21 protein-coding genes are annotated in these 22,298 nt (G+C 67.4%); 12 read left to right on the top strand and 9 right to left on the bottom strand.

Annotated features, from left to right (window positions below; translation table 11 throughout):
• The first annotated feature begins 15 nt into the window (after positions 1–15).
• Together OG474_RS16945 and OG474_RS16950 are read left to right on the top strand one after the other, a co-directional pair.
• Positions 16–699 carry a hypothetical protein gene (locus OG474_RS16945; protein WP_405063260.1) on the top strand — a complete coding sequence of 228 codons (684 nt, stop codon included), beginning with the start codon at positions 16–18 and terminating at the stop codon, positions 697–699.
• Positions 648–1,004: a hypothetical protein gene (locus OG474_RS16950; RefSeq protein WP_405063261.1), complete on the top strand. Its 357-nt coding sequence runs from the start codon at positions 648–650 to the stop codon at positions 1,002–1,004. The genes OG474_RS16945 and OG474_RS16950 overlap by 52 nt, the downstream gene beginning before the upstream one ends.
• Here the strand turns inward: OG474_RS16950 and OG474_RS16955 are convergent.
• Positions 1,001–2,350, bottom strand: coding sequence for an NAD(P)/FAD-dependent oxidoreductase (locus OG474_RS16955; RefSeq protein ID WP_405063262.1), 1,350 nt, complete (start codon positions 2,348–2,350; stop codon positions 1,001–1,003). The two genes, OG474_RS16950 and OG474_RS16955, sit on opposite strands and share 4 nt — an antisense overlap.
• On the bottom strand, positions 2,335–2,817 hold the full coding sequence (locus OG474_RS16960) for an Lrp/AsnC family transcriptional regulator (protein ID WP_238161510.1): 483 nt from the start codon (positions 2,815–2,817) through the stop codon (positions 2,335–2,337). Before OG474_RS16960 ends, OG474_RS16955 begins: the two co-directional genes overlap by 16 nt.
• A gap of 146 nt (positions 2,818–2,963) precedes the next feature.
• Between OG474_RS16960 and OG474_RS16965 the strand changes: the two genes are divergently transcribed.
• From OG474_RS16965 to OG474_RS16990, 6 genes are all read left to right on the top strand, one after another.
• Positions 2,964–4,178 carry a spermidine/putrescine ABC transporter substrate-binding protein gene (locus tag OG474_RS16965; RefSeq protein ID WP_405063263.1) on the top strand — a complete coding sequence of 405 codons (1,215 nt, stop codon included), beginning with the start codon at positions 2,964–2,966 and terminating at the stop codon, positions 4,176–4,178.
• A gap of 3 nt (positions 4,179–4,181) precedes the next feature.
• A complete protein-coding gene (locus OG474_RS16970) occupies positions 4,182–5,333 on the top strand; it encodes an ABC transporter ATP-binding protein (RefSeq protein ID WP_405063264.1) in 1,152 nt (383 codons plus the stop codon).
• Complete coding sequence (locus tag OG474_RS16975; RefSeq protein WP_405063265.1) at positions 5,330–6,232, top strand: ABC transporter permease; 903 nt, start codon at positions 5,330–5,332, stop codon at positions 6,230–6,232. The genes OG474_RS16970 and OG474_RS16975 overlap by 4 nt, the downstream gene beginning before the upstream one ends.
• Positions 6,229–7,032, top strand: a complete 804-nt coding sequence (locus tag OG474_RS16980) for an ABC transporter permease (protein ID WP_405063266.1) — start codon at positions 6,229–6,231, stop codon at positions 7,030–7,032. Before OG474_RS16975 ends, OG474_RS16980 begins: the two co-directional genes overlap by 4 nt.
• Positions 7,029–8,393, top strand: a complete 1,365-nt coding sequence (locus OG474_RS16985; protein WP_405063267.1) for an NAD(P)/FAD-dependent oxidoreductase — start codon at positions 7,029–7,031, stop codon at positions 8,391–8,393. Before OG474_RS16980 ends, OG474_RS16985 begins: the two co-directional genes overlap by 4 nt.
• A 145-nt stretch (positions 8,394–8,538) precedes the next feature.
• Complete coding sequence (locus tag OG474_RS16990) at positions 8,539–9,477, top strand: NADP-dependent oxidoreductase (RefSeq protein ID WP_405063268.1); 939 nt, start codon at positions 8,539–8,541, stop codon at positions 9,475–9,477.
• Position 9,478: 1 nt separating this feature from the next.
• Here OG474_RS16990 and OG474_RS16995 read toward each other — a convergent pair whose 3' ends face one another.
• From OG474_RS16995 to OG474_RS17010, 4 genes are all read right to left on the bottom strand, one after another.
• A complete protein-coding gene (locus OG474_RS16995) occupies positions 9,479–10,225 on the bottom strand; it encodes a thaumatin family protein (RefSeq protein ID WP_405063269.1) in 747 nt (248 codons plus the stop codon).
• A gap of 104 nt (positions 10,226–10,329) precedes the next feature.
• Positions 10,330–11,436 (bottom strand): sensor histidine kinase, encoded by a 1,107-nt coding sequence (locus OG474_RS17000; protein ID WP_405063270.1) that lies wholly within the window; start codon positions 11,434–11,436, stop codon positions 10,330–10,332.
• 15 nt (positions 11,437–11,451) lie between these two features.
• The gene (locus OG474_RS17005) at positions 11,452–12,621 is read right to left on the bottom strand and encodes a sensor histidine kinase (RefSeq protein WP_405063271.1); all 1,170 of its coding nucleotides are present in this window, start codon (positions 12,619–12,621) and stop codon (positions 11,452–11,454) included.
• Between the two features lie 26 nt (positions 12,622–12,647).
• The gene (locus OG474_RS17010; RefSeq protein ID WP_405063272.1) at positions 12,648–13,190 is read right to left on the bottom strand and encodes a hypothetical protein; all 543 of its coding nucleotides are present in this window, start codon (positions 13,188–13,190) and stop codon (positions 12,648–12,650) included.
• Positions 13,191–13,344: 154 nt separating this feature from the next.
• On the opposite strand from OG474_RS17010, the gene OG474_RS17015 reads away from it, so the two are divergent.
• Both OG474_RS17015 and OG474_RS17020 read left to right on the top strand, forming a co-directional pair.
• Positions 13,345–13,995, top strand: a complete 651-nt coding sequence (locus tag OG474_RS17015) for a response regulator (RefSeq protein ID WP_405063273.1) — start codon at positions 13,345–13,347, stop codon at positions 13,993–13,995.
• 122 nt (positions 13,996–14,117) lie between these two features.
• Positions 14,118–15,101, top strand: a complete 984-nt coding sequence (locus OG474_RS17020; RefSeq protein ID WP_405063274.1) for a hypothetical protein — start codon at positions 14,118–14,120, stop codon at positions 15,099–15,101.
• A gap of 223 nt (positions 15,102–15,324) precedes the next feature.
• Here the strand turns inward: OG474_RS17020 and OG474_RS17025 are convergent, their stop codons facing one another.
• Together OG474_RS17025 and OG474_RS17030 are read right to left on the bottom strand one after the other, a co-directional pair.
• Positions 15,325–16,386, bottom strand: coding sequence for a hypothetical protein (locus OG474_RS17025; protein ID WP_405063275.1), 1,062 nt, complete (start codon positions 16,384–16,386; stop codon positions 15,325–15,327).
• A 70-nt stretch (positions 16,387–16,456) separates the two neighbouring features.
• The gene (locus OG474_RS17030) at positions 16,457–17,845 is read right to left on the bottom strand and encodes an aspartate aminotransferase family protein (RefSeq protein ID WP_405063276.1); all 1,389 of its coding nucleotides are present in this window, start codon (positions 17,843–17,845) and stop codon (positions 16,457–16,459) included.
• A gap of 324 nt (positions 17,846–18,169) precedes the next feature.
• Here OG474_RS17030 and OG474_RS17035 point away from each other — a divergent pair, with 324 nt between their 5' ends.
• Together OG474_RS17035 and OG474_RS17040 are read left to right on the top strand one after the other, a co-directional pair.
• Positions 18,170–19,795 (top strand): amidohydrolase, encoded by a 1,626-nt coding sequence (locus OG474_RS17035; protein WP_405063277.1) that lies wholly within the window; start codon positions 18,170–18,172, stop codon positions 19,793–19,795.
• Positions 19,792–21,210, top strand: a complete 1,419-nt coding sequence (locus OG474_RS17040; protein WP_405063278.1) for a gamma-aminobutyraldehyde dehydrogenase — start codon at positions 19,792–19,794, stop codon at positions 21,208–21,210. Before OG474_RS17035 ends, OG474_RS17040 begins: the two co-directional genes overlap by 4 nt.
• On the opposite strand, the gene OG474_RS17045 is transcribed toward OG474_RS17040, so the two are convergent.
• Positions 21,207–22,292 (bottom strand): glycoside hydrolase family 172 protein, encoded by a 1,086-nt coding sequence (locus OG474_RS17045; RefSeq protein ID WP_405063279.1) that lies wholly within the window; start codon positions 22,290–22,292, stop codon positions 21,207–21,209. The two genes, OG474_RS17040 and OG474_RS17045, sit on opposite strands and share 4 nt — an antisense overlap.
• Positions 22,293–22,298: the final 6 nt, after the last annotated feature.

Consider the following 22,298-nt stretch of genomic DNA (forward strand, 5'->3'; position numbering starts at 1 on the left):
TACTAGGGTCCCGTCATGGACCTGAAGCTGCCGATCAGCACCGTGATCCCCTCGCTGGACGGCCCGGTTCTCCAGGTGCTGGCCCGGGCCGGCGAGGGGTTGTCGGGGCGTGAGGTCCACAAACTCGCAGGTCAGGGGAGTGTTGCCGGCGTTCGCCTGGTCCTCCAGCGGCTGGCGGCGACCGGGCTGGTGCACGTCGATGACGCCGGCAACTCGCTGCTCTACTGCCTGAACCGCAAACACCTCGTGGCGCCGGTTGTCGAGTTCCTCGCCGACCTTCGGACCGCCCTCGTCCAGCGCCTCGCCGACGAACTCACCACCTGGCGCCTCCCCGCGGTGCACGCCTCCGCGTACGGCGCTCTCGCCCGCGCCGACGGTGACCTCGAGTCCGACGTGGAGCTGCTGCTGATCCGCCCCGACGACCTCGACGCCAACGATCCGCTCTGGAACGAGCAGGCCGCCAACCTCATGCAAACCGTCGTCGACCTGACCGGCAACCCGGCCCACGTCTTCGAACTGAGCCGCACCGAGCTGGCCGACCACCTAGCCACCGAGGACCCCATCCTCAACGACTGGATACATCCCACCCTGCACCTGGCCGGCCTCCCGCTGAATACGCTTCACCCGGTCGGGGAACAGGCAGAGGTATGGCCAAGTACGAGGTCAACGACGCTGCGGTTGAGCACGCTCGAAAGCTGATCGACGCCCGGCAGTACGTGCTCGACAGCGACTGGGGCGCGGTGCAGCCGCATGCGGATGCGCAGAACGCCTTCCTGGGGAAGCATTCCTGGGCGGACTACTCCGCCTGGCACCTCGGCCTCACCGAGGGCGCGAACGACGAGACCAAGGCGCGCTACGCCTTCGTGTACGGCGACCTCCGCCGCATCCATCGCTCTGGCTTGATCGCGTGCGTCTACCGGGCCTCGGAATGGCGGCACAAGAAGATCGAGCTGGCCGCGCATGAGCTGCTTCAGCGGCTCGACGACAAGGCGGGGATCAGTTAGTGGCCTAGTAGGGGGGCCATCAGGCGGGCGATCTGGCTGTTGCGGCCGGTGAGGCGTTCTTCGGTGTCGGCCAACGTCATGGCGCGCAGACCGGCGTTGATGCCTAGCCAGCGGAAGGGTTCGGGTTCCCAGTTGCGGGAGTGATGGCCGACCCACGGTAGGCGGGTCAGCGCGGTCTCGCGGCGGAGGATCAGGTCGGTGAGGGTGCGCCCGGCCAGGTTCGTCGTACTGACGCCGTCGCCGACGTAGCCGCCCGCCCACCCGAGGCCGCCGTCCAGCCCGACCGACGCACACCAGTCGCGCGGCACGCCCAACGCACCGCCCCACGCGTGCGTGAACTGCACGTCCTTCAGGCCGAACAGGTCCCGCAATGTCGCCTGCAGCTTGGCGAACACCCGCGGCTCCTCGTCGTACGCCGGCCGCACCCGCGACCGGAAGTGGTACGGCGCACCGCGGCCCCCGAACACCAGCCGGCCATCGGCAGTCCGCTGCCCGTAGATGATCAGATGCCGGTGATCACTGAACGACGGTTGATCCGCCAGGCCGATCCGATCCCAGGTCGCGTCGTCGAGCGGTTCAGTCGCGACCACCAGTGAGTAGACCGGCGCGACAGCCCGCCCCTCGCCCCGCAGTGCCGGCGTGAACCCTTCGGTCGCCCGTACGACGACATCCGCCCGCACCACGCCGTACGGGGTCACCGCTCGCCCACGCTCGATCGCGCTGACGGGCGTCTGCTCGTGGATCGTCACCCCCAGGCGTTCGACCACCGCGGCCAGTCCGCGAACCAGCTTGCCCGGATGGATCACCGCGCAGTGCGGGGTAAACGTTGCCCCCAGCACCTTTGTCGCGCGGACCTGCGCCTCGACCTCATCGGCTTCGAGGAACCGCAGATCGCCCGGTCCCCATTCGTGCGCCTCGGCAACCTCGGCCCGCGCTCGAGCGAGCTGAGCCTGGGAACGAGCCAGCACGATCGTGCCGCCCTTGTGGTAATCGCAGTCGATCCCCTCGGCCGCGCTCACCAGACCGACCTCGTTGACCGAAGCCTGCATGGCCCGGTGCATCTCGATCGCCGCCTCGCGGCTCGACCCAGGCAACCCGGCCAGCTTCTGCGCCGACGCCGGGAACAACGCCGAGCACCAGCCACCGTTGCGCCCCGACGCGCCGAACCCGACCGTCTCCTTCTCCAGTACGACGATCCGCAGCGACGGATCAGCCTTCGCCAGGTAGTACGCCGTCCACAAACCGGTATACCCGGCCCCGACGATCACCACGTCGGCATCCCGGTCCCCAGGCAACGGAGACCGGGTCACCTCGGTGGTGCCCCAGAGATTCAGCGGACACCCCACGAATACGTCTGCTTGACGAGTTTCAGATACACGAACGATTCCGTGCTCTTGACGCCCTCGATCTGCCGGACGCGCTCCGACAGGACCTGCAGCAGATGCTCATCGCTCTCGCACAACACCTCGATCAGCAGATCGAACGAGCCGGCGGTGATCACGACGTACTCGACCTCGTCCATCGCGGCCAGTTGGTCGGCGATCGGCTCCAGGGCGCCCTCGGCCTTGATCCCGATCATCGCCTGCCGGTCGAAGCCGAGCTCGAGCGGATCGGTGACCGCGACCACCTGCATCACACCGGCGTCGGTCAGCCGCTGGACGCGCTGCCGGACGGCGGCCTCGGACAGCCCGACAGCCTTCCCGATCGCGGCGTACGAGCGCCGTCCGTCGACCTGGAGCTGTTCGATGATCGCTTTGGAGGTCTCGTCGAGCAGACCTTGGTTCTTCTCGGGGTGCCCCGTTCGTACTGCCACGCCGTGATCCTGTCAGCGAAACCGGACCACAAGCAAGCCGCCGAAGCGGAATTCGTTGTGAAAATCGAAGTTTGCTACGGAATCGCTTGTCTCAATCCCGATGGTTTGACAGTATCCACCGCGACAGCCCCTGCAAGGAGGTACGCGTGAGACCTCGTCGTACGCCGGTCGTCGGCCGCCGGGCGGTGTTGCGCGGCCTTGTACTAGGAGGGGGCCTGGGCGCCTTGGGGGCAGGCGCCCTGGCCGCCTGTGGCATCCCGCCCGCCCGGCAGAGTGCGGACAAGTGCATCAGCACCGATCAGTCCGCCGTACAGAATGCACAGGGCCAGAAGGCGCTGAACTTCTCGAACTGGCCGAGCTACATGGACGAGTCCGACGAGAAGGTCAACGGCAAGACCGTGCTGCCGACGCTGGACGCCTTCCAGAAGCAGAGCGGGATCCAGGTCACCTACACCGCCGACGTCAACGACAACTCCGAGTTCTACGCCAAGGTTCGTGACCAGCTCGGCTCGTGCCAGACCACCGGCCGGGACATCTTCGTGCTGACGGACTGGATGGCCGGCCGGATGGTGAATCTCGGCTGGCTGCAGAAGCTCGACCACGCCGCCGTACCGAACGTCGACCAGCACCTGCTCAAGCAGCTCAAGTCGCCGACCTGGGACCCCCACCGCGACTACAGCGTGCCGTGGCAGAGCGGGCTGACCGGGATCGCCTACAACGCGAAGGTCACCAAGGAGGTCCGCAGCTACGCGGACCTGCTGAGCAAGCCGGAGTTCAAGGGCAAGATCACCCTGCTGTCGGAGATGCCGGACACGATGGCGTTCATGCTCCGCCTGGTCGGCGCCGATCCCAGTAAGTTCAACGACGCCGAGTGGAGCAAGGCGTTGCAGATGCTGGAGGACAGCGTCGGCTCCGGCCAGATCCGGAAGTTCACCGGCAACGACTACGTCCAGGACCTGAACGACGGCAACATCTCGGCCTGTATGGCGTGGTCGGGGGACGTGCTCGCGCTCCAGGCGGACAACCCCGACATCAAGTTCGTCGTACCGGAAGAGGGCCTCAACCTCTGGTCGGACAACATGCTGGTGCCGAACAAGGCGACCCACAAGGCGAACGCCGAAGCCTTGATGAACTACTACTACGACCCGGAGGTCGCGGCCACGCTGGCCGCCTGGGTGAACTACATCTGTCCGGTCGAAGGCGCCCGGCAGGCGATGGAGAAGATCGACCCCGACCTGGTCGACAACCCGCTGGTCTTCCCCGACCAGGACATGCTCTCGAAGACCTCGTCGTTCATGCCGCTGGACACGGCCAAGGCGAAGCTCTACGAAACCGACTTCAACCTCGCGATCGGGGGCTGATAGATGACTCAGCAGATTTCCTCCCCCACCCCACCACCCCAGTCGGGTGATTTGGTACTAACAGGAATCAGCAAGCAGTTTGCGGGTCATCGAGCCGTCGACAACCTTGATCTGACCGTCCCCGCAGGCACGTTCTTCGCGCTCCTCGGCCCTTCCGGCTGCGGGAAGACGACGACCCTGCGGATGATCGCCGGGCTGGAGGAGCCGACCACCGGAACCATCCGCCTGGGCGAAGACGAGATCACCGGACTGCGCCCGTACAAGCGTCCGGTGAACACCGTCTTCCAGAACTACGCGCTCTTCCCGCATCTCGACATCTTCGAGAACGTCGCGTTCGGGCTGAAGCGCCGCAAGATCAAGGACTTCAAGCCGAAGGTCGAGGAGATGCTCGACCTGGTCGAGTTGAACGACTACGGCAAACGGCGCCCAGGGCAACTGTCTGGTGGCCAGCAGCAACGGGTCGCGCTGGCTCGCGCGCTGATCAACCGCCCGCAGGTCCTGCTCCTCGACGAGCCGCTCGGCGCGCTCGACCTGAAGCTCCGCCGCCAGATGCAGCTGGAGCTGAAGCGGATCCAGACCGAGGTCGGCATCACCTTCGTGCACGTCACCCACGATCAGGAAGAGGCCATGACGATGGCCGACACGATCGCGGTGATGAACGGCGGCCGCATCGAGCAACTCGGCAGTCCCGCCGAGCTCTACGACCTCCCCGCCACGACCTTCGTGGCGAACTTCCTCGGCCAGTCGAACCTGATCCGCGGCGCGATCATCGGGCACTCCGATCAGAACCTGATCGTCGAGGTCCAGGGCCGCAAGGTGATCGTCCCGACCGCGCGCTGCCGCGTGAGCGAAGGCGAGGTCTGGCTGGGGATCCGGCCGGAGAAGGTCTTCCTCGCCGCGGCCGGCTCGGAGGAGGGAGACGGCGTCAACCAGCTCCGCGGCGCAGTCGTCACGGATGTCAGCTACGTCGGCGTCAGCACGCAGTACCTGGCGAAGTTGCCGTGGGGACAGGAGCTCACGGTCTTCGAGCAGAACACCGGTGCCCGCGACGCGTTCGTGCCTGGCGACCCGGTCGATCTCCATTGGCGACCGGCGCACAGCTTCGTGCTCGACGCCGCGCAGGACGCGCTGGCTGGGGTGGAGGACGTGGAATGAGCGCCGTCGGCCAGCTCGGCGCCACGACCAAGGCCCCGGATCCGCCGCCACCACGGTCCGGGCGGCGGTTCACGGCGTACCTGCTGTTGCTCCCGGGCGGTCTGTGGCTGCTGCTGTTCTTCGTGGTCCCGCTGGTGTCGTTGCTAGCGGCAAGTTTGTACGATCCGAACGGGTCGATCGAGAACGGTTTCTCGATGACCTGGCACTGGCAGAACTTCGGCACGACGATGGTCGACTACGCGCGGCCGTTCCTGCGATCGCTCTGGTATGCCTTGCTGACCACGGCTTTCTGCCTCCTGCTCGGCTATCCACTCGCCTACGCGATCGCGATGAAGGCCGGCCGCTGGAAGAACCTGATGCTCGCGCTGGTGATCGCGCCGTTCTTCACCAGCTTCCTGATCCGCACCCTGTCCTGGAAGTTGCTGCTCAGCGACAACGGTTTCGTCGTGGACGCCTTGAAGTGGCTGCACCTCCTCGGCTCCGACGGACGGTTGCTGGCGACAACGGCCGCGGTCGTGACGGGTCTGACCTACAACTTCCTGCCGTTCATGGTGCTGCCGTTGTACGCCAGCCTGGAGAAGATCGACCGGCGCCTGATCGAGGCCGGTGGCGATCTGTTCGCCGGCCCGATGACGACGTTCCGCGTCGTGACGTTGCCGCTGTCGATGCCCGGGGTGGTCGCGGGCACCCTGCTCACGTTCATTCCGGCGGCTGGTGACTACATCAACGCCCAACTACTCGGTACGCCGAAGCAGCGGATGATCGGCAACGACATCCAGCGACTGTTCGCCGCCGGCGCCTACCCGACCGCGGCCGCGTTGTCGGTCACGCTGATGGCGGCGATCGTCGTACTGGTCCTGATCTATGTTCGTCGCGCCGGAACGGATGAGCTCGTATGACACGGGTCGGACGCTTCATCGGCCGGCACCTGGTGATGGTGCTCGGGCTCATCGTGCTGCTGTACCTGTTCGCGCCGATCGTCGTCGTGATGCTGATGTCGTTCAACCAGCCGAAGGGGCGGTTGTCGTACACGTTCGACGGCTTCACCTGGGACAACTGGCTGCATCCGTGCCAGCCCTACGGATTGTGCGACGCGGTCAGCACTTCGTTGCGGATCGGTTTGCTGGCCACGGTGGTGGCCACCGCGCTGGGAACCTTGATGGCGTTCGCGATGGTGCGGCACCGGTTCCGCGGGCGGTCGGCGACGAACCTGTTCATCTTCCTGCCGATGGCCTCGCCGGAGATCGTGCTCGGGTCGTCGCTGCTGGCGCTGTTCGTGTCGAGCGGGTTCGGCGGCAAGCTCGGCTTCTGGACGATCCTGATCGCGCACGTGATGTTCTGCCTGTCGTTCGTGGTGGTGACCGTGAAGGCGCGGCTGGCCGGGATGGACGGCCGGCTCGAACAGGCGGCGATGGACCTGTACGCGAACGAGTGGCAGACCTTCTGGCGGGTCACCTTCCCGCTGGTCTTCCCCGGCATCATGGCGGCCGCGCTGCTGAGCTTCTCGCTGTCCTTCGACGACTTCATCATCACCAACCTGAACGCCGGGACCACGGTGACGTTCCCGATGTACGTCTGGGGTTCGGCGCAACGCGACATCCCGCCGCAGATCAACGTCGTCGGTACGGCGATGTTCCTGATCGCGCTGCTCTTCGTCCTGGCCGGCGAAGTCACCCGCCGGCGCCGGAGCGTCCGGTGATCGCAGCCCTGGCGGATGCTGCACCGGAGGTCTTCTGGCTCGACGATCCGACCGCGCCCGAGCCGGCGCCACCGCTGACCGGTCCGATCACGGCGGACCTGGCGATCGTCGGCGGTGGGTACACCGGTCTGTGGACGGCGTTGCGGGCCAAGGAGCGGTACCCGAATCTGGACGTCGTACTGCTCGAGGCCAACACCTGCGGGTCGGCTGCGAGCGGTCGTAACGGCGGGTTCTGCGATGCCAGCCTCACTCATGGGTACGGCAACGGGCTCGCCCGCTGGCCCGATGAGCTCGCCACGATCGAACGCCTCGGCACGGAGAACCTGGACGCGATCGGCGCCACGATCGAGCGACTCGGCATCGACTGCGACTGGCGTCGTACCGGGGAATTGACAGTCGCCACCGCACCGCATCACCTGGCGGAGCTGGCCGAGGAGGTGTCCCGCCGGCCCGGTGCCGTGCTGCTGGATCAGGACGCCGTACGGGCGGAGCTCGACTCACCCACGTATCTCGGTGCGCTGTCCGATCCTGGGGGCACGGCCCTCGTCGAGCCTGCCCGGTTGGCGTGGGGGCTGCGGCAGGCCTGTCTGGATCTCGGCGTTCGCATCCATGAATACAGCCGCGTGACTGCTTTGCATTCGGGACGACTGACCACCGTGTCCGGCGCGGTGCGGGCGTCGCGGATCGCGCTCGCCACGAATGCCTTCCCGTCGCTGTTGCGTCGCCTGCGCTTGTTCACCGTGCCGGTTTATGACCTGGTTCTGGCTAGTGAACCGCTTTCCGTGGCGCAGCTCGCCAGCATCGGCTGGAAGAACCGGCAGGGGGTGGGCGATGCGTCGAACCTCTTCCACTACTACCGGCTCACTCGCGACAACCGGATCATCTGGGGCGGGTACACCCCGCTCTACCACTTCGGTAGCCGGATCAATCCGGCGTACGAGCAGCGCGACGCGATCCACAACATGCTGGCCGAGCACTTCTTCAGCACGTTTCCTCAGCTGGAGGGGCTTCGTTTCACGCACCGCTGGGGCGGCGTTATCGACACCAGCACTCGCTTCTGCGCCTTCTTCGGCACTGCCCACGCCGGGCGCACCGCCTACGCCCTCGGGTACACCGGGCTCGGCGTCGCCGCGACCCGCTTCGGCGCCGACGTGATCCTCGACCACCTGTACCGCGAGTCCACCGAACGCACCGGACTCAGCATGGTCCGCAGCCGCCCGGTCCCGTTCCCACCTGAACCCATTCGCTCCGCCGGCATCCACCTGACCCGCTGGTCGATGTCCCATGCCGACGCCCACGCCGGCCACCGCAACCTCTGGCTAAGAGCGTTGGACCGATTGGGACTGGGATTCGACTTCTGACTGTGGCAGGGCGGACCCCCACCACTGTCCAACCTCCCGACACGCCGACAGATCGGCCGCTCCACTCGGCGTGTCGCCTACTTGATCAGTGCTGGCGGTCCGGGGGCCCTGAGCAACAATGGGGTCGAGCAGATCGGAGCGCACCATGAAGGCAGTCAGCTTCTCCCGGTTCGGCGGACCTGAGGTCCTCGAGCTTGTCGACCTCCCCGAGCCGCATCCAGGACCGGGTCAGATTCGGATCGCGGTGCGTGCGGTCGGCCTCAACGCGAGCGACTGGAAGAAGCGCGAAGGGCTGATGGACGCGGACGAGCCGCTCCCGCGGACCATGGGCCGGGAGGCGGCGGGTGTCGTCGACGAGCTCGGCGAGGGCGTGGCGGACGTCGCGATCGGCGATCGCGTGTTCGGTCTGTCCGCCGACGAAGCAGCCCAGGCCGACTTCGTGGTGCTGGCGTTCTACGCGCCGATCCCGCCATCCCTCAACTTCGCGGGCGCCGCTGCCTTACCGGCCGCGGTCGAGACCGCCACACGCGCGCTCACTACGCTCGGAGTCGCGAGCGGCAACACGGTCCTCATCAACGGCGCGTCCGGCAGCGTCGGCGGTGCCGCGACCCAACTCGCCGTACTGCGTGGTGCACGCGTGATCGGGACCGCCGGCCCGGCGAACCACGACTACCTACGTTCCCTCGGAGCGGAGCCGGTCGCGTACGGCGAGGGGCTGGCCGACCGGGTTCGCGCGATCGCTCCCGATGGTGTCGATCTGGCGCTCGACGTGGCCGGAAGCGGCATCCTGCCCGAGCTCATCGAGCTTGCCGGCGGCGCCGACCACGTCATCACGGTCGCCGACTTCTTCGGTGCGCAGGAGTACGGCGTACGGTTCAGCCGCGGTGACGAGGGGCGCGCGAGCGATTCGCTGCAGGCGATCGGCGACCTGATCGAGTCCGGGGGCTTCTCGCTCCCGGTCGCGCAGACCTTCCCGCTGGCCGAGGTCGCCGAGGCGCACCGCGTCGGCGAGAAGGGCCGCCTGCACGGGAAGCTCGTCCTCCTGACCGGGGGCGCGGACCAGGAGGACGAGCCGACTGGGTGACCTACACCGCGTGGAAGGTGACCGTGAAGCCGCTGCAGTTCCGGCATTGGCGCACAGTCTGGTTGCCGCCTTCCGCGTCCTGCTTGGACCAGGCATAGGCCTTGGGACACCGCGAACTCAGCGCATCGCTGTACGGCGTCTTGTGGTCGCGGTCTAGATTCAGGCAGTACGGCGTGGTGCCGTTCGTGCCAACGCGTTTGTTGACCTGCGGGCAATAGGGCAGCAGGTTCTGCGGGCAGCCCATCGTCTCGCATTCAGGCGGCCCGCCCTGCGCGTTGTTCGCCTTGATCGTGATCGGTAGCGCGAACGCATTCACATAGCTGACGTTGTACCAAGGCGCGAGCCCGTCGTTCTGGTCGAAGTTGAACTCCGCCAAACTCGTCGGCTGTTCACCGAGACTGCACCGATCCGCATACGGACCGCAGTCCCCCACAGCACACTTGAACGTGGACCCGGACTGCCCACTACATCCCTGGCGGCCGAAGAACTTCCCCCGCCAGTGATACGGCCAAGCTCCCTCGGGAATCGTGACAGTCGCCGACTGTCCGTTGGCCAACGTCGGCAACCCACTCATGTTCACCGAGCTGTCGGCATTCACAGCAGCCCCGATCCACAGGGTCTGCCCAGAGTTGTTCACGAACGTGACGGTATGAATCGTCGCCGGCACCTGCCCGGCCGCCGCGACGACCGGCGCGGGAATGCCCAGCAACAACGCAAGCGGCACCAACACAGCAAGAAGTTTTCGCATTTCATCTCCGCAAAGAGTCGGGGCGGACGCGGAAGACTGCCCACTCACCATCCCACGCGAAACAACGCTGTCAACGCCCCCGACCCAAACCCTGTGGACCCGCCCTACGGGCCGCCGGGGAGGGTTGCTTCGACGCGCCAGCCGCCGCCGGGGGCCGGGCCGGCGGCGAAACGGCCGCCGAGTTCTTGGACGCGTTCGCGGAGGCCGATCAGGCCGCGGCCGGTGCCGGACAGGCGTGGGTGGTCGCGGAGCGCGTGGTCGTTCTCGACGGTGACGGTCAGGGCTCGGCCGGAGCCGTTGACCAGGACTCGTACGGCGGCGCCTGGTGCGTAGCGCAGGGCGTTCGTCAGGCTCTCCTGCACCACGCGGAAGGCGACGTGGGTCGTCGGTGCGGCGAAGCCGTCGCGTTCACCTTCGAAGCGGCAGGAAACATCGAGCCCGCCACGCGCGGCGCGCGTCACCACCTCGCCGATCAGCGACAGCTCCGGTCCGCTGACCTCGGTTCCGCCGAGCAGTTCGACGAGCCGTTGCAGGTCGTCGCGCCCCTGCCGGGCAGACTCCGCGATGTCCGCGAAGACCTGTTCGGCCTGGACCGGGTCGCGATCGATCAGCCGCTGCCCCGCGGCGGCCTGGATGACCATCACGCTGATCGCGTGCGCGACGATGTCGTGCAGCTCGGAGGCGATCCGGGCCCGCTCGTGGCGGACGGCGATCTCCGCGAACAGCTCGCGTTCCTCCTCGAGCTCGCGCCCCCGGTGCGCGAGCTCGTCGGCCGTCTCGCGACGAAGCCGCAGGACAGTTCCGGCGAGGAAGCTGGGCACGCTGAACATCACCAGCGCGACCTCGCTGGTATCACCGAGCACCCACCACAGCGTGGACAGGTAAACGACGAGCCCTATCGCCGCCACCCAGGCCGAGCGCCCGGACCAGCCGAGCGCGGCTACCAGCGTCAACAGGCCGATGATCGCGAACGTGGTATCCGGAAACCACCCGGAGTCCCCCAGGAACGCGGGCACCAGCAGGAAGGCCGCGCCGAGCAATGCGACGAGCCGCGGCTGAGTCCGCCACCAGATCAGCGTCAGTCCACAGCCGAGCAGCGAGGCAGTGAAGATGTTGCCGATCAGCGTCGTCGGCCAGCCGTGGTACGCCGTCGGCACCGCGACCGCGGCGACCACCACTGCCGCGATCGCCAGCTGCTCGAGCCTCCGCACGGCCGTCATCTCGGATCAGCCGACGACCGGCAGATAGGCAACGGCACCGGCGCGGCCCTTGCTCACCTTGACTTCGAGCGAACCCCCGAGCAGCCGCGCACGCTCCTTCGCTCGAGCAACGGCCGCCTTCAGATCAGCGCTCTCCCCCACTTGCCCGTTCACCCGGATCTCCAGCGCATCGGCCTCGAACCGTACGGCGACCTCGATCGGAGCACCGGCCTGATCGGCGAGCGCGGTGATCAGATGCTCCACGATCCGGAACGCCGACAGCTCGACCGTCGCCGGTAGCGCGCGTGGATCACCCGTCACAGTCAACCGCGAATGAGCGGTCCGCAGCCGCGCGAGCAGGGTGTCGAGGTGAGCGACCGTCGGTGACGGTGCCAGCGCCAGATCGTCACCACGCAACAGCCCGACGATCTCGCGCATGTCGTCCAGCGTCTGCCGGCTCCCCGACTCGATCGACTCCAGCACTGCCTTCGCCTCGGCCGGTGGCAGCCCGTCGGCCGACTCGGCGGCCGTCGTCAACTCCCCGAGCCGGTCCTGTAGCAGTCCGTCGAGCTGCTGGGACAGCCGGGCCCGGTCGTCCGCGACGTCGAGCGCCGCCCGCTCGTCACGCAACTGCCGGAGCTCCGCCTCGCGGTTCGCCAGTTCCTGATTCAGCACACTGCGATGCCGAGCCGCCAGACCAACGGCGAAGACGATCACCACGACCGGCACGGCCAGCAGGATCACGCTCGGCCCGGTGGTCGCGTCGACCACGAGCACGAGTCCGGTCAGTACGACGTTCAGGCCGCAGACGATCCAGGCTTTCGTTCGCTTGACCGTCAGCGCCCCGAGGAACGTCAGCACGAAGGCGAGCGGGAGACCCGCGCCGCAGCGGGTCACCCACCCGAAAAGCACATCGTGCAAGGCCAGCACCGCGACCGAGACGCCGGTGACGGCAAGAATGCTGCGCCGCCACCAGAGCACCGGCACTGTCGCCAGCACGAACACCGGGATCATCCAGAACGAGTGCGAACTCGTCCCGTGCACCATCGACCCCTCCGCGATGGCCTGCTGAACCTCGGTGTCGGGCATCTGGATGTTCTCCAGCATCAGGAGCACCCCGATCGCGGTGAGCCCGCCCGCGAGGAGCCAGTCGACGGGCTTGATCCCGCGGCTTCCTTGCTGCTGGGTGGCGTCCATCGCCGGCTCCTCCTCGCAGCAATCGCTCAGGCGGCCAGGCGCTGGTCGGCCGAGGCCATGCTCGCGGACTGCTTGGTGACTCGATTCTGCACGAGCAGACCGACGCCGTAGAAGAGCGCGGTGCCCGGAAGGGCAACGATCAGCCCGTTCGCGATCGTGTCGATCGAGGCGTCCCTGGCCAGCATCACGACCAGCTGTACGACGATTCCGGCCAGCCCGATCAGGTGGTTCCGACGAGCGCCGGCGTACCGGGCGACGCCGTACGCGAGGGCGAACGCCAACGGGAGGGCCACGCCGCACCGAGTCACCCAGCCGAACGCGAGCACGTGCGCCAGCGTGGTCACGGTGGTGATGCCGACGACCCCGAGGATGCTGCGGCGGCGCCACAGGATCGGCAGCGTGACCAGCAGGAACGCCGGAATCATCGCCCAGGTGGTCGTCGAGAGCGGGTGCGCGAGGTCCGCGCCCGACGCGGCGGTGTTCTCGTACATGAGGAAGACGCCCGCCACGCTCAGCACGCCGGCCAGGACGTAGTCGAGGGGCCGGATTCCCTGGAAGGTCTCGTTCATCGGATTGTCCTTTCGCCACGGGCCTTTCTGACCCATGTGGCGAAGGTAGATTTCGGCGTCCGTCGTCCACGTCTGGCGCGAGGACGATTGTCCGGCTCGCCCGTCCTCCCTGCGGATGACGCGGTCGCCGTACGGATGAGGGCACAATCACCGTGTGATCCGTGTCCTCGTCGCCGACGACCAGACCCTCGTGCGCACCGGCTTCCGGGTGATCCTGGAGGCCGAGGGCGACATCGAGGTGGTCGCCGAGGCCGACACCGGTACGGCGGCCATCCGGCAGTCCCAACTGGTCAAACCGGACGTGATCCTGATGGACATCCGGATGCCCGAGCTCGACGGCCTCTCCGCGACCGAGGAGATCCGCCGGCACCCCGACCCGCCGACGATCATCGTGCTCACGACCTTCGACCAGAACGAGTACGTCTACCGAGCCCTGCAAGCAGGCGCCGCCGGCTTCCTCCTCAAAGACTCCCCGGCCACCCGCCTGATCGCCGCCGTCCGCGCCGCCGCCACCGGCGACTCCCTCATCGAACCCGCGATCACCCGCCGCCTGGTCGAACAGTTCGTCGCCCCCGCCACCCCCCAAGCCCTACCCCCCGAACTAACCGCCCTCACCGACCGCGAACTGGAAGTCCTCCGCCTGATCGCCCGCGGCCTCTCGAACGCCGAGATAGCAACCGAGCTGACAGTCGCCGAAACCACCGTCAAAACCCACGTAGCCCGAGTCCTCACCAAACTCAACGTCCGCGACCGAGTCCAAGCCGTAGTAGTCGCCTACAAAACCGGCTTCGCCCCCCGAACCTGAAGCTAGGTGCGGCTCCACGAACTCTGGCTCCGGGGGCTTCAGGCTGCCCGAAAGTGATTGGGCTGAACCCTGGACCGCGGCCAAGCTGGATGAATGTCCGCCAAAGGATGGGATGTTCGGTCATGAGGAAAGTCACCGCGGGATTCGCAGTGCTGACGCTCGTGCCGGCCGTGTTGGTGTCCGCACTTCCGGCCACCGCCGCGCCGGCCGCAGCCTGTGCCGAGTTGCCGCCGCTGCCTCCGCTGGTCGCGGGCGAGGAGGCCGGCGTCGTGGCCGCCGACCCGTACGGCCGTTACCAGGTCGGCTATTCGAACCGTCAGGACGGTGGCTCCGCCGTGGTGCTCTGGCGCGATGGAGCTCCGTTGAAGCTGACCGAGTACAGCTCCAGTGAGACCGGCTACTACGCGCACGACGTCAATGCGCGCGCCGAAGTGGTCGGAAACCACCAGGAGCGTGCGTGGCGGGTCCGCGACGGCAGGCTCACGACCTTGGCCAACCCGGCCGGCTACGAGGCGAGCTACGCGAACGCGAACAACACCGCCGGCCAGGTCGTCGGCTTCGCCGCGGTCTTCGGCGAAGGCCACCGCGATCGGGCGATCGCCTGGTCCGCGAACGGCACCGTCCGGGTGCTGCCGCAGCCGGCCGGCTTCATCAACTCCTTCGCTACGGATATCGACGGCGACGGCACGATCGTCGGCAGCGCCAAGAAGTACAACGAGGAAGGCGATCCGGTGGCCGTCGCGACGGTCGTGTGGCCTGCCACGGGTGGCTACAAGGTGTTGCCGGCCACCGACGGCGAGGTCGTCGCGATCCGCAATGGCGTCGCAGTCGGGTCCGATACCAGAGCCGACGGCGTGCCGCAGCCGGTCCGCTGGGACCTCCGCACCGGCCGCAAGACAGTCCTCCCCTACGAGTACTCGAGAGCACTGGACGTGAACGCCCGCGGCGACATCACCATCAGGGTGTCCCCGCCCGACGGCGACAGCGGAACCCTCTTCCTCGCCGCCGGACAGCCGGCCCGTGCCGCCGGCAACTTCCTCTCCCGCGGCCTCTCCGACACCCGGAAGGTCTACCACCAGGACCGCACCGTCCAGGACTGCAACTGAACACCTGATCAGCTCCTTGGAGACGGTCAGATCCTCCAGTAGGTAAGGGCTCCGGAGTCTTCGGGGTTGGCGATCCGGTGCACCGGCTTCCGGGTGATCCCCGCGTCGCCAAGGACAGGTAGTAGGTATCTACGTACACCGCTGGCCGCGCTCAGCATGTAGTCAATCCGCGGTCCCAGCGGGACTACTACCTGTCCTTGGCGTCAGTGCGCGATGTTTGCGCCTACCAGCAGCGGGCGAAGCGTTGCTGTTCCGTGGCCCGATCGAAGATGGCGCGGAGCCAGGGGTGACGGACGGCGGGCAGCCGGGCCAGAGTGTGGAGGAACACCTGTACGTCGGGGTCGAACATGCTGAGAGGCCGCATCGGCAACGGGTCGTCGCGGAGCACGCCGTCAGGCATACCGCCCGTCGCGGGCATCGGTGAACGGCCTTCGTCGAAGGCCAGATAGGTCCAAATGTCTGCGTCCAGCGGAACCGTCACCGCGTTGCCGGGCGGCCGCCAGGCCAAGCCTGTCTGTGGATGGACGGGGGCCAAGAGGAGGTCAGCGTCCTCCAGAGACGCGGGTAGCTCCGGTCCGGCCAGGACCAATCGCTTCGGCGTCGTCCCAGCTGGGATCAGTACGTCGAGGGCGCGGCCGAAGGTCGGTTGAAGCAGACCGTGCGGCACTGTCACGGGACTTCCTGCTGACGACGCCAGCAGATGGGCCAAGGACATTCCGATGGCGGCTTCCCAGCGCGCACTCCAGATGCCCCGTGCATCGACCGGATACACGACCTGGCGTTGCTTGACGAGCGTGTCCCAGCTGAGTGGCGGGCTGACAGGTCCAAGGGAAGCAACACGGCGTACTGCGGCAGGGACGAACCAGACGGCTTGCCACAGCGAGCAGTCGTCGATTCGGGTTGCTACCGCTTGCCCGCACTGTGCACAGGCCAGGTTGGGGCCATCCCTGCCGTCCAGCCCCATGCAGTAGCCGTCGCATCGCTCTGGGATCAGGACGGTGCCGCGGGTGTCGCCAGGAGCAACCACGATCGCTCCAGCCGGCCCGAAGGACAGCGAGAAGACGGGAGCGAACACGCCCCGAGCCTCGGCTTCCTCCGACCCAACTTCATCCCATAGTCGCCATGGAGGCCCAGAGGGCTCGGGGTCGACGGCGTACGTTCCGGCTGCCATCAAGGCGGGCAACAAGATATGCCAGACCTGCTGGTTGGCGTGGGTCGGAAGTGCGACCCGTGACACCGCAGCCGTCAGTACGGCGCCACATCGCGCACACACGAACTCGTCCATCTGCCCTCCCCGCCGCAGGGAGTATCGCGGTCAGGAAGGCGTAGACGCGAACCCTTTTCGGAAAGTCGTGCTACAGCTTGGATTCGGCTTCGGTGAGGACTGCTCGGAGGGTTTGTTCGATTTCGTCGAAGTGGGACTGGTCGCAGATCAGGGGTGGGGAGAGCTGGATGACGGGGTCGCCCCGGTCGTCGGCTCGGCAGTAGAGGCCGGCGTCGAAGAGGGCTTTGGAGAGGAAGCCGCGGAGGAGGCGTTCGGACTCGTCGGCGTTGAAGGTTTCCTTGGTGGACTTGTCCTTCACGAGTTCGATGCCGTAGAAGTAGCCCGCGCCGCGGACGTCGCCGACCAAGGGCAGGTCGAGCAGCTTGTCGAGTGTGGCCCGGAAGTCCCCCTCGTGGTCCCGGACGTGCTCGTTGATGCCTTCGCGCTCGAAGATGTCCAGATTGGCCAGCGCGACCGCGGCGGAGACTGGGTGGCCACCGAAGGTGTAGCCGTGGGCGAACGTGGTGTCGCCCTTGGAGAAGGGCTCGAAGAGGCGGTCGGTGGCGATCGCCGCGCCCAGGGGTGAGTAGCCGGAGGTGATGCCTTTGGCGCAGGTGATGATGTCGGGCTGGTAGTCGTAGCGTTCGGCGCCGAACATGGTGCCGAGGCGGCCGAAGGCGCAGATGACCTCGTCGCTGACCAGCAGTACGTCGTACTCGTCGCAGATCTCGCGGACCCGCTGGAAGTAGCCGGGCGGCGGCGGGAAACAGCCGCCGGCGTTCTGGACGGGTTCGAGGAAGACCGCGGCGACCGTCGACGGGCCCTCGTTCTCGATGGCGACCGCGATCTGGTCGGCGGCCCAGCGGCCGAAGGCCTCTTCGTCGTCGGCGTGAATGGGCGCCCGGTAGAAGTTCGTGTTCGGCACCCGGAACGTCGACGGCACCAGCGGCTCGAACGGCGCCTTCAGGTCGGGCAGTCCGGTGATCGACAGCGCGCCGTGCGTGGTGCCGTGGTACGCGATCGCCCGGCTGACCACCTTGTGCTTTCCGGGCTTACCGGTGAGCTTGAAGTACTGCTTCGCAAGCTTCCACGCCGTCTCGACGGCCTCACCGCCACCGCTCGTGAAGAACACCCGGTTCAGATCGCCCGGCGCGTACCCCGCCACCCGCTCGGCGAGCTCGATCGACTTCGGGTGCGCATAGGACCACAACGGGAAGAACGCCAGCTCCGAGGCCTGCTTCGCGGCCGCCTCGGCCAGCTCCGTCCGCCCGTGACCCAGCTGGTTTACGAAGAGCCCGGCCAGTGCGTCCAGGTAGCGCTTGCCCTTGGCGTCGTAGATGTAGGCGCCGTCCCCGCGGACGATCACCGGTACGTCGGCCTTGTCGTAGCTCGACATCCGGGTGAAGTGCATCCACAGGTGGTCGCGCGCCGACTGCTGCAGCTTGGCGAATTCGGCATCGCCGATCGTGTCGGACGACATGTCGGATCCCTCGTCTCAGAACGCGTGGTGGTTGCAGGGCGCTTCTGATGCTCCCCCGCCTACTGCGCTGCACTCGGCACGGCACCTCGCTGCACTGGAGGCAAGGCCACGATGGAAAAGCATCGAGGCCTCCCCTCCAGCACACCGAGCCACCGCACCGAGCACATGCTCGCTACGGCGCGGGAGCACCAGAAGCGCCCTGTCATCCTGCCTGGCAAAATCTCTGCTGGCAAGTGATTTCGTGCCCTGGAAGCCGATAGGGTGTCGATGTCATCATTCGACGAGCCCAAATGGTTCGGATTCCGTACGACGAGAGGTCGACGCGTGGACACCCTGTTCGTGAACGGCGCGGTCTTCGACGGGACGGCGTACCGGCCTGGTCTCGCGGTCGCCGTCCGCCAAGGCCGGATCGCCGCGATCGGCCCGGACCTGGGCCGGCGCAACGGCGCCGAGGTCGTCGACCTGGACGGCGGTCTACTGCTTCCCGGCTTCGTCGACGCGCATGTCCATCCTCTCCAGGGCGGCTTCGAACGCGCGCGCTGCGACCTCTCGCCGTTGTCCGGACTCCCGCAGTACCAGCAGAAGATCGCCGCGTACGCCGCCGCCAATCCGCGAGCAGAATGGATCGAAGGCGGTGGCTGGCAGCAACCCGACTTCCCCGGCGGTACGCCGTTCGCCGCCGATCTGGACGCGGTCACCGGCGACCGCCCCGCCTTCCTGGTGAACGCCGACCACCACGGCGCCTGGGCGAACTCGAAGGCCCTGGAGCTGGCGGGGATCGACAAAGACACCCCCGATCCCGCGGACGGCCGGATCGAGCGCGACCACGACGGCATTCCCACCGGCACGCTGCATGAAGGCGCGATGCGCCTGGTCAGCCGCCTGCTCCCACCGGCCGACCACTCCGAAGCGGTTGCCGCGCTCCTGGACGCGCAGGCCTACCTGCACTCGTTCGGCATCACCGGCTGGCAGGACGCGATCCTCGGCGCCTACGCCAACCTCGGCGACGCCACCGCCGCGTACGTCGAGCTGGCGCAATCCGGCCGGCTGACAGCCCGCGTCAACGGCGCATTGTGGTGGGAACGCGACCGTGGCGCCGAACAGATCCCCGAACTCGTTGCCCGCAGCAAGGAACTCGACTACCCGCGATTCCGCGCCAGATCCGTGAAGATCATGCAGGACGGCGTCGCCGAGAACCACACCGCTGCCATGCTCGACCCATACTTCGACGGCTGCGGCTGCCGCACCGGCAACAGCGGCATCTCGTTCGTGGACCCGATCGAGCTCCAGCAGTACGTGACCGACCTCGACGCCGCGGGCTTCCAGGTCCACGTCCACACGATCGGCGACCGGGCAGCTCGCGAGGCGCTGGATGCGTTCGAGAAAGCCCAAGCCAGTAACGGATCCAACGACAACCGGCACCACATCGCTCACCTGCAAGTCATCCACCCCGATGACATCCCCCGGTTCGCACAGCTCAACGTCGCCGCGAACATGCAGGCGCTCTGGGCCGTCTACGAGCCCCAGATGAACGACCTGACCATCCCGTTCCTCGGCCCCGAGCGCACCGGCTGGCAGTACCCGTTCAAGTCGCTCCAAACGACCGGCGCCCGGCTCGTGGCCGGTTCCGACTGGCCGGTCTCCAGCCCGAACCCACTCGAAGCCATTCACGTGGCGGTCAACCGCCGTACCGATGAAGGCGACGACCCCTTCCTTCCCGAGCAGGCCATCGACCTCACGACCGCGCTCGCGGCGTACACGTCGGGCAGCGCTTGGGTGAACCACGCCGACGCCACCGGCCGGATCGCGGTCGGCGCCCTCGCGGACCTCGCGATCCTCGACCGCGATCCCTTCACCGCACCGACCGACGAGATCAACACCGCCCGAGTCCGGGCCACCTACGTCGAAGGCGTACCCGTCTTCGGCCCGACGAGAGAGGACGCCTCGTGACCCTGCACAACTTCATCGACGGCAAACCGGTCGCCGCCCTGAGTGGAGCGACGTACGACGTGATCGCACCCGCAACCGGGGAGTCGTACACCCAAGCGCCGTTGTCCGGGCCGGAGGACGTCGACCAGGCGATGACCGCGGCGGCGCGCGCGTTCGAGAGCTGGCGGGACAGTACGCCGGCCGATCGGCAGCGCGCGCTGCTCAAGATCGCCGACGCCATGGAGCAACGGGCGGACGAGTTCACCGCGGTCGAGAGCCGCAACACGGGCAAGCCGCTGGCCCTCACCGCGAGCGAAGAAGTACCGCCCTGTGTGGACCAATTACGCTTCTTCGCCGGTGCCGCCCGCGTCCTGGAAGGCCGGTCCGCAGGGGAGTACCTGCCCGGCCACACCTCCTGGATCCGCCGCGAGCCGATCGGCGTGGTCGGCCAGGTCACCCCCTGGAACTACCCGCTGATGATGGCGATCTGGAAGATCGCGCCCGCCCTGGCCGCCGGCAACACCATCGTCCTCAAGCCGAGTGACACCACCCCGGCCTCGACGGCCCTGCTTGCCGAGGTGTGCAACGAGTTCCTCCCGCCGGGCGTGTTCAACGTGGTGTGCGGCGATCGCGGCACCGGCCGCGCGCTGGTCGAGCACGACATCCCGCAGCTCGTCGCGATCACCGGCTCGGTCCGCGCCGGTCGCGAGGTCGCCTCCTCAGCCGCACGCAAACTCAAGCGCACCCACCTCGAGCTAGGCGGCAAGGCGCCGGTTGTCGTGTTCGACGACGCCGACCTGGAAGCGGCCGCCGAAGCGATCGCTGGCGCCGGCTACTTCAACGCGGGACAAGACTGTACGGCGGCCACCCGCGTGCTCGCCGGTCCGCGGATCCATGACGACTTCGTCGCCGCGCTGACCGAGCAGGCCAAGCAGACCAAGACCGGTCAGCCCGAGGACGACGTCGCGTACGGCGCGTTGAACAACGCCGATCAGCTCGGACGGGTGCGCGGATTCGTGGACCGCCTTCCCGACCATGCCGCCGTACAGACTGGTGGACACGCGATCGGTGACCGTGGGTATTTCTTCGAGCCCACGGTCGTGTCCGGGCTGCGGCAGGACGACGAGGCGATCCAGGACGAGATCTTCGGACCGGTGATCACCGTGCAGCGCTTCTCCGACGAGGAAGAAGCGCTCAGATGGGCGAACGGCGTCGAGTACGGCCTCGCGTCGTCCGTTTTCACGAAGGATCACGGCCGGGCGATGCGGATGTCGCGCAGGCTCGACTTCGGCTGTGTGTGGATCAACACCCACATCCCGATCGTCGCCGAGATGCCGCACGGCGGCTTCAAGAACTCCGGCCACGGCAAGGACCTGTCGATGTACGGCCTCGAGGACTACACCCGCATCAAGCACGTGATGTCCAACTTCGGCTAGATGACCTCGAGATAGTCGCGCGAAGGCAGCGTCGGGAACGGTGCGTGCGGCTCGGTCTGGTACCAGAACGACGTGGAGGCGAGGTCGTCCTGGAGCTGGAGGAACCGGCCGTCGCGCCGCCACCCGAGGGCCTGCACAGTCACCCGCAGGTCCTCGGTGAAGCGGATGGTGTCGGTCAGATGCCAGCGGTACAACCCGAACCGCTGCTGGTTCCGCATGAAGCCGTCCGGCTGGATCGCCTGCGGCATCCCCAGGTACGGCGTCGTGAACGTCGCGTACACGCCTTCCGGATGGATGAACCCCCACGCGCCGCCGAAGTAGTCCTCGGTCCCCGTCGTACAGATCGTCGGGAACTCGTCGTCGCCGTCCAGGTAGAACTTGACCTCGCCCTCACCCCACCAGCCGGTGTTGTTGCAGCCCCACGCGAGGTACGTCCCGACGTACTGGCCCTGTCCCTGGACGCCGTCGAGCAGCGTGTGCACCTCGCCGTACGGGACCGGGTTCGACCGGCGGAACTGCGCGTGGAAGTACGCCGCGTCATCCGGAACCTCGGTGCGAACGAAGTCGACCTGGTAGAAGAGTTCCGGTACGTCGACCTCTTGCAGATTCTCGATGGTGATTCGCGCGCCGGTGCGGAACGGCATCTGCCAGTAGCTGTTGAAGCCGCCCGACGGGTTGACCGCGATCGGCACCGAACTGATCTGCGCGTGCTCGCCCCAGCCGCTGCAGAAGAAGTCGCCGAGCGGGACCTCGATCGACGGGGTCTCCTCACCGTCCCAGTACGCCCGCAGCACCAGCGACCGCCAGACCTTCTTGTCAACGGTCATCCAGATGTGCGTGATCGCCCCGGAGCCCTCGATCTCGGCCAGCGTCGTGGTCGAGCCGGCCGGCAGCGGGATGCACGGCGACATCTTCCAGCCGACCCCCAGGTCGCGGGCCTGCCGCGTCATGGTGCCCTCGGTCGCCCGCGCCCCGCCGCCCTTGGCGCCGTCCCGGTTCTCGGCGCTGATCGAGTAGGTCTTCGCGGCCGACAACCGCGCCACGTTGCCGAGATGAACGTCGAGCCCGTTGAAGTCACCCATGGGCCC

Origin of the sequence: Kribbella sp. NBC_01505, from assembly GCF_045040285.1 — a bacterium.
Classification (GTDB): domain Bacteria; phylum Actinomycetota; class Actinomycetes; order Propionibacteriales; family Kribbellaceae; genus Kribbella.

What these genes read in the sequence shown, in the direction of transcription:
- OG474_RS16945 (WP_405063260.1), top strand. Translation starts at nt 16, where the DNA reads ATGGACCTGAAGCTGCCGATCAGCACCGTGATCCCCTCGCTGGACGGC.
- OG474_RS16950 (WP_405063261.1), top strand. Translation starts at nt 648, where the DNA reads ATGGCCAAGTACGAGGTCAACGACGCTGCGGTTGAGCACGCTCGAAAG.
- OG474_RS16970 (WP_405063264.1), top strand. Translation starts at nt 4,182, where the DNA reads ATGACTCAGCAGATTTCCTCCCCCACCCCACCACCCCAGTCGGGTGAT.
- OG474_RS16975 (WP_405063265.1), top strand. Translation starts at nt 5,330, where the DNA reads ATGAGCGCCGTCGGCCAGCTCGGCGCCACGACCAAGGCCCCGGATCCG.
- OG474_RS16980 (WP_405063266.1), top strand. Translation starts at nt 6,229, where the DNA reads ATGACACGGGTCGGACGCTTCATCGGCCGGCACCTGGTGATGGTGCTC.
- OG474_RS16990 (WP_405063268.1), top strand. Translation starts at nt 8,539, where the DNA reads ATGAAGGCAGTCAGCTTCTCCCGGTTCGGCGGACCTGAGGTCCTCGAG.
- OG474_RS16995 (WP_405063269.1), bottom strand. Translation starts at nt 10,225, where the DNA reads ATGCGAAAACTTCTTGCTGTGTTGGTGCCGCTTGCGTTGTTGCTGGGC.
- OG474_RS17005 (WP_405063271.1), bottom strand. Translation starts at nt 12,621, where the DNA reads ATGGACGCCACCCAGCAGCAAGGAAGCCGCGGGATCAAGCCCGTCGAC.
- OG474_RS17010 (WP_405063272.1), bottom strand. Translation starts at nt 13,190, where the DNA reads ATGAACGAGACCTTCCAGGGAATCCGGCCCCTCGACTACGTCCTGGCC.
- OG474_RS17020 (WP_405063274.1), top strand. Translation starts at nt 14,118, where the DNA reads ATGAGGAAAGTCACCGCGGGATTCGCAGTGCTGACGCTCGTGCCGGCC.
- OG474_RS17025 (WP_405063275.1), bottom strand. Translation starts at nt 16,386, where the DNA reads ATGGACGAGTTCGTGTGTGCGCGATGTGGCGCCGTACTGACGGCTGCG.
- OG474_RS17030 (WP_405063276.1), bottom strand. Translation starts at nt 17,845, where the DNA reads ATGTCGTCCGACACGATCGGCGATGCCGAATTCGCCAAGCTGCAGCAG.
- OG474_RS17045 (WP_405063279.1), bottom strand. Translation starts at nt 22,292, where the DNA reads ATGGGTGACTTCAACGGGCTCGACGTTCATCTCGGCAACGTGGCGCGG.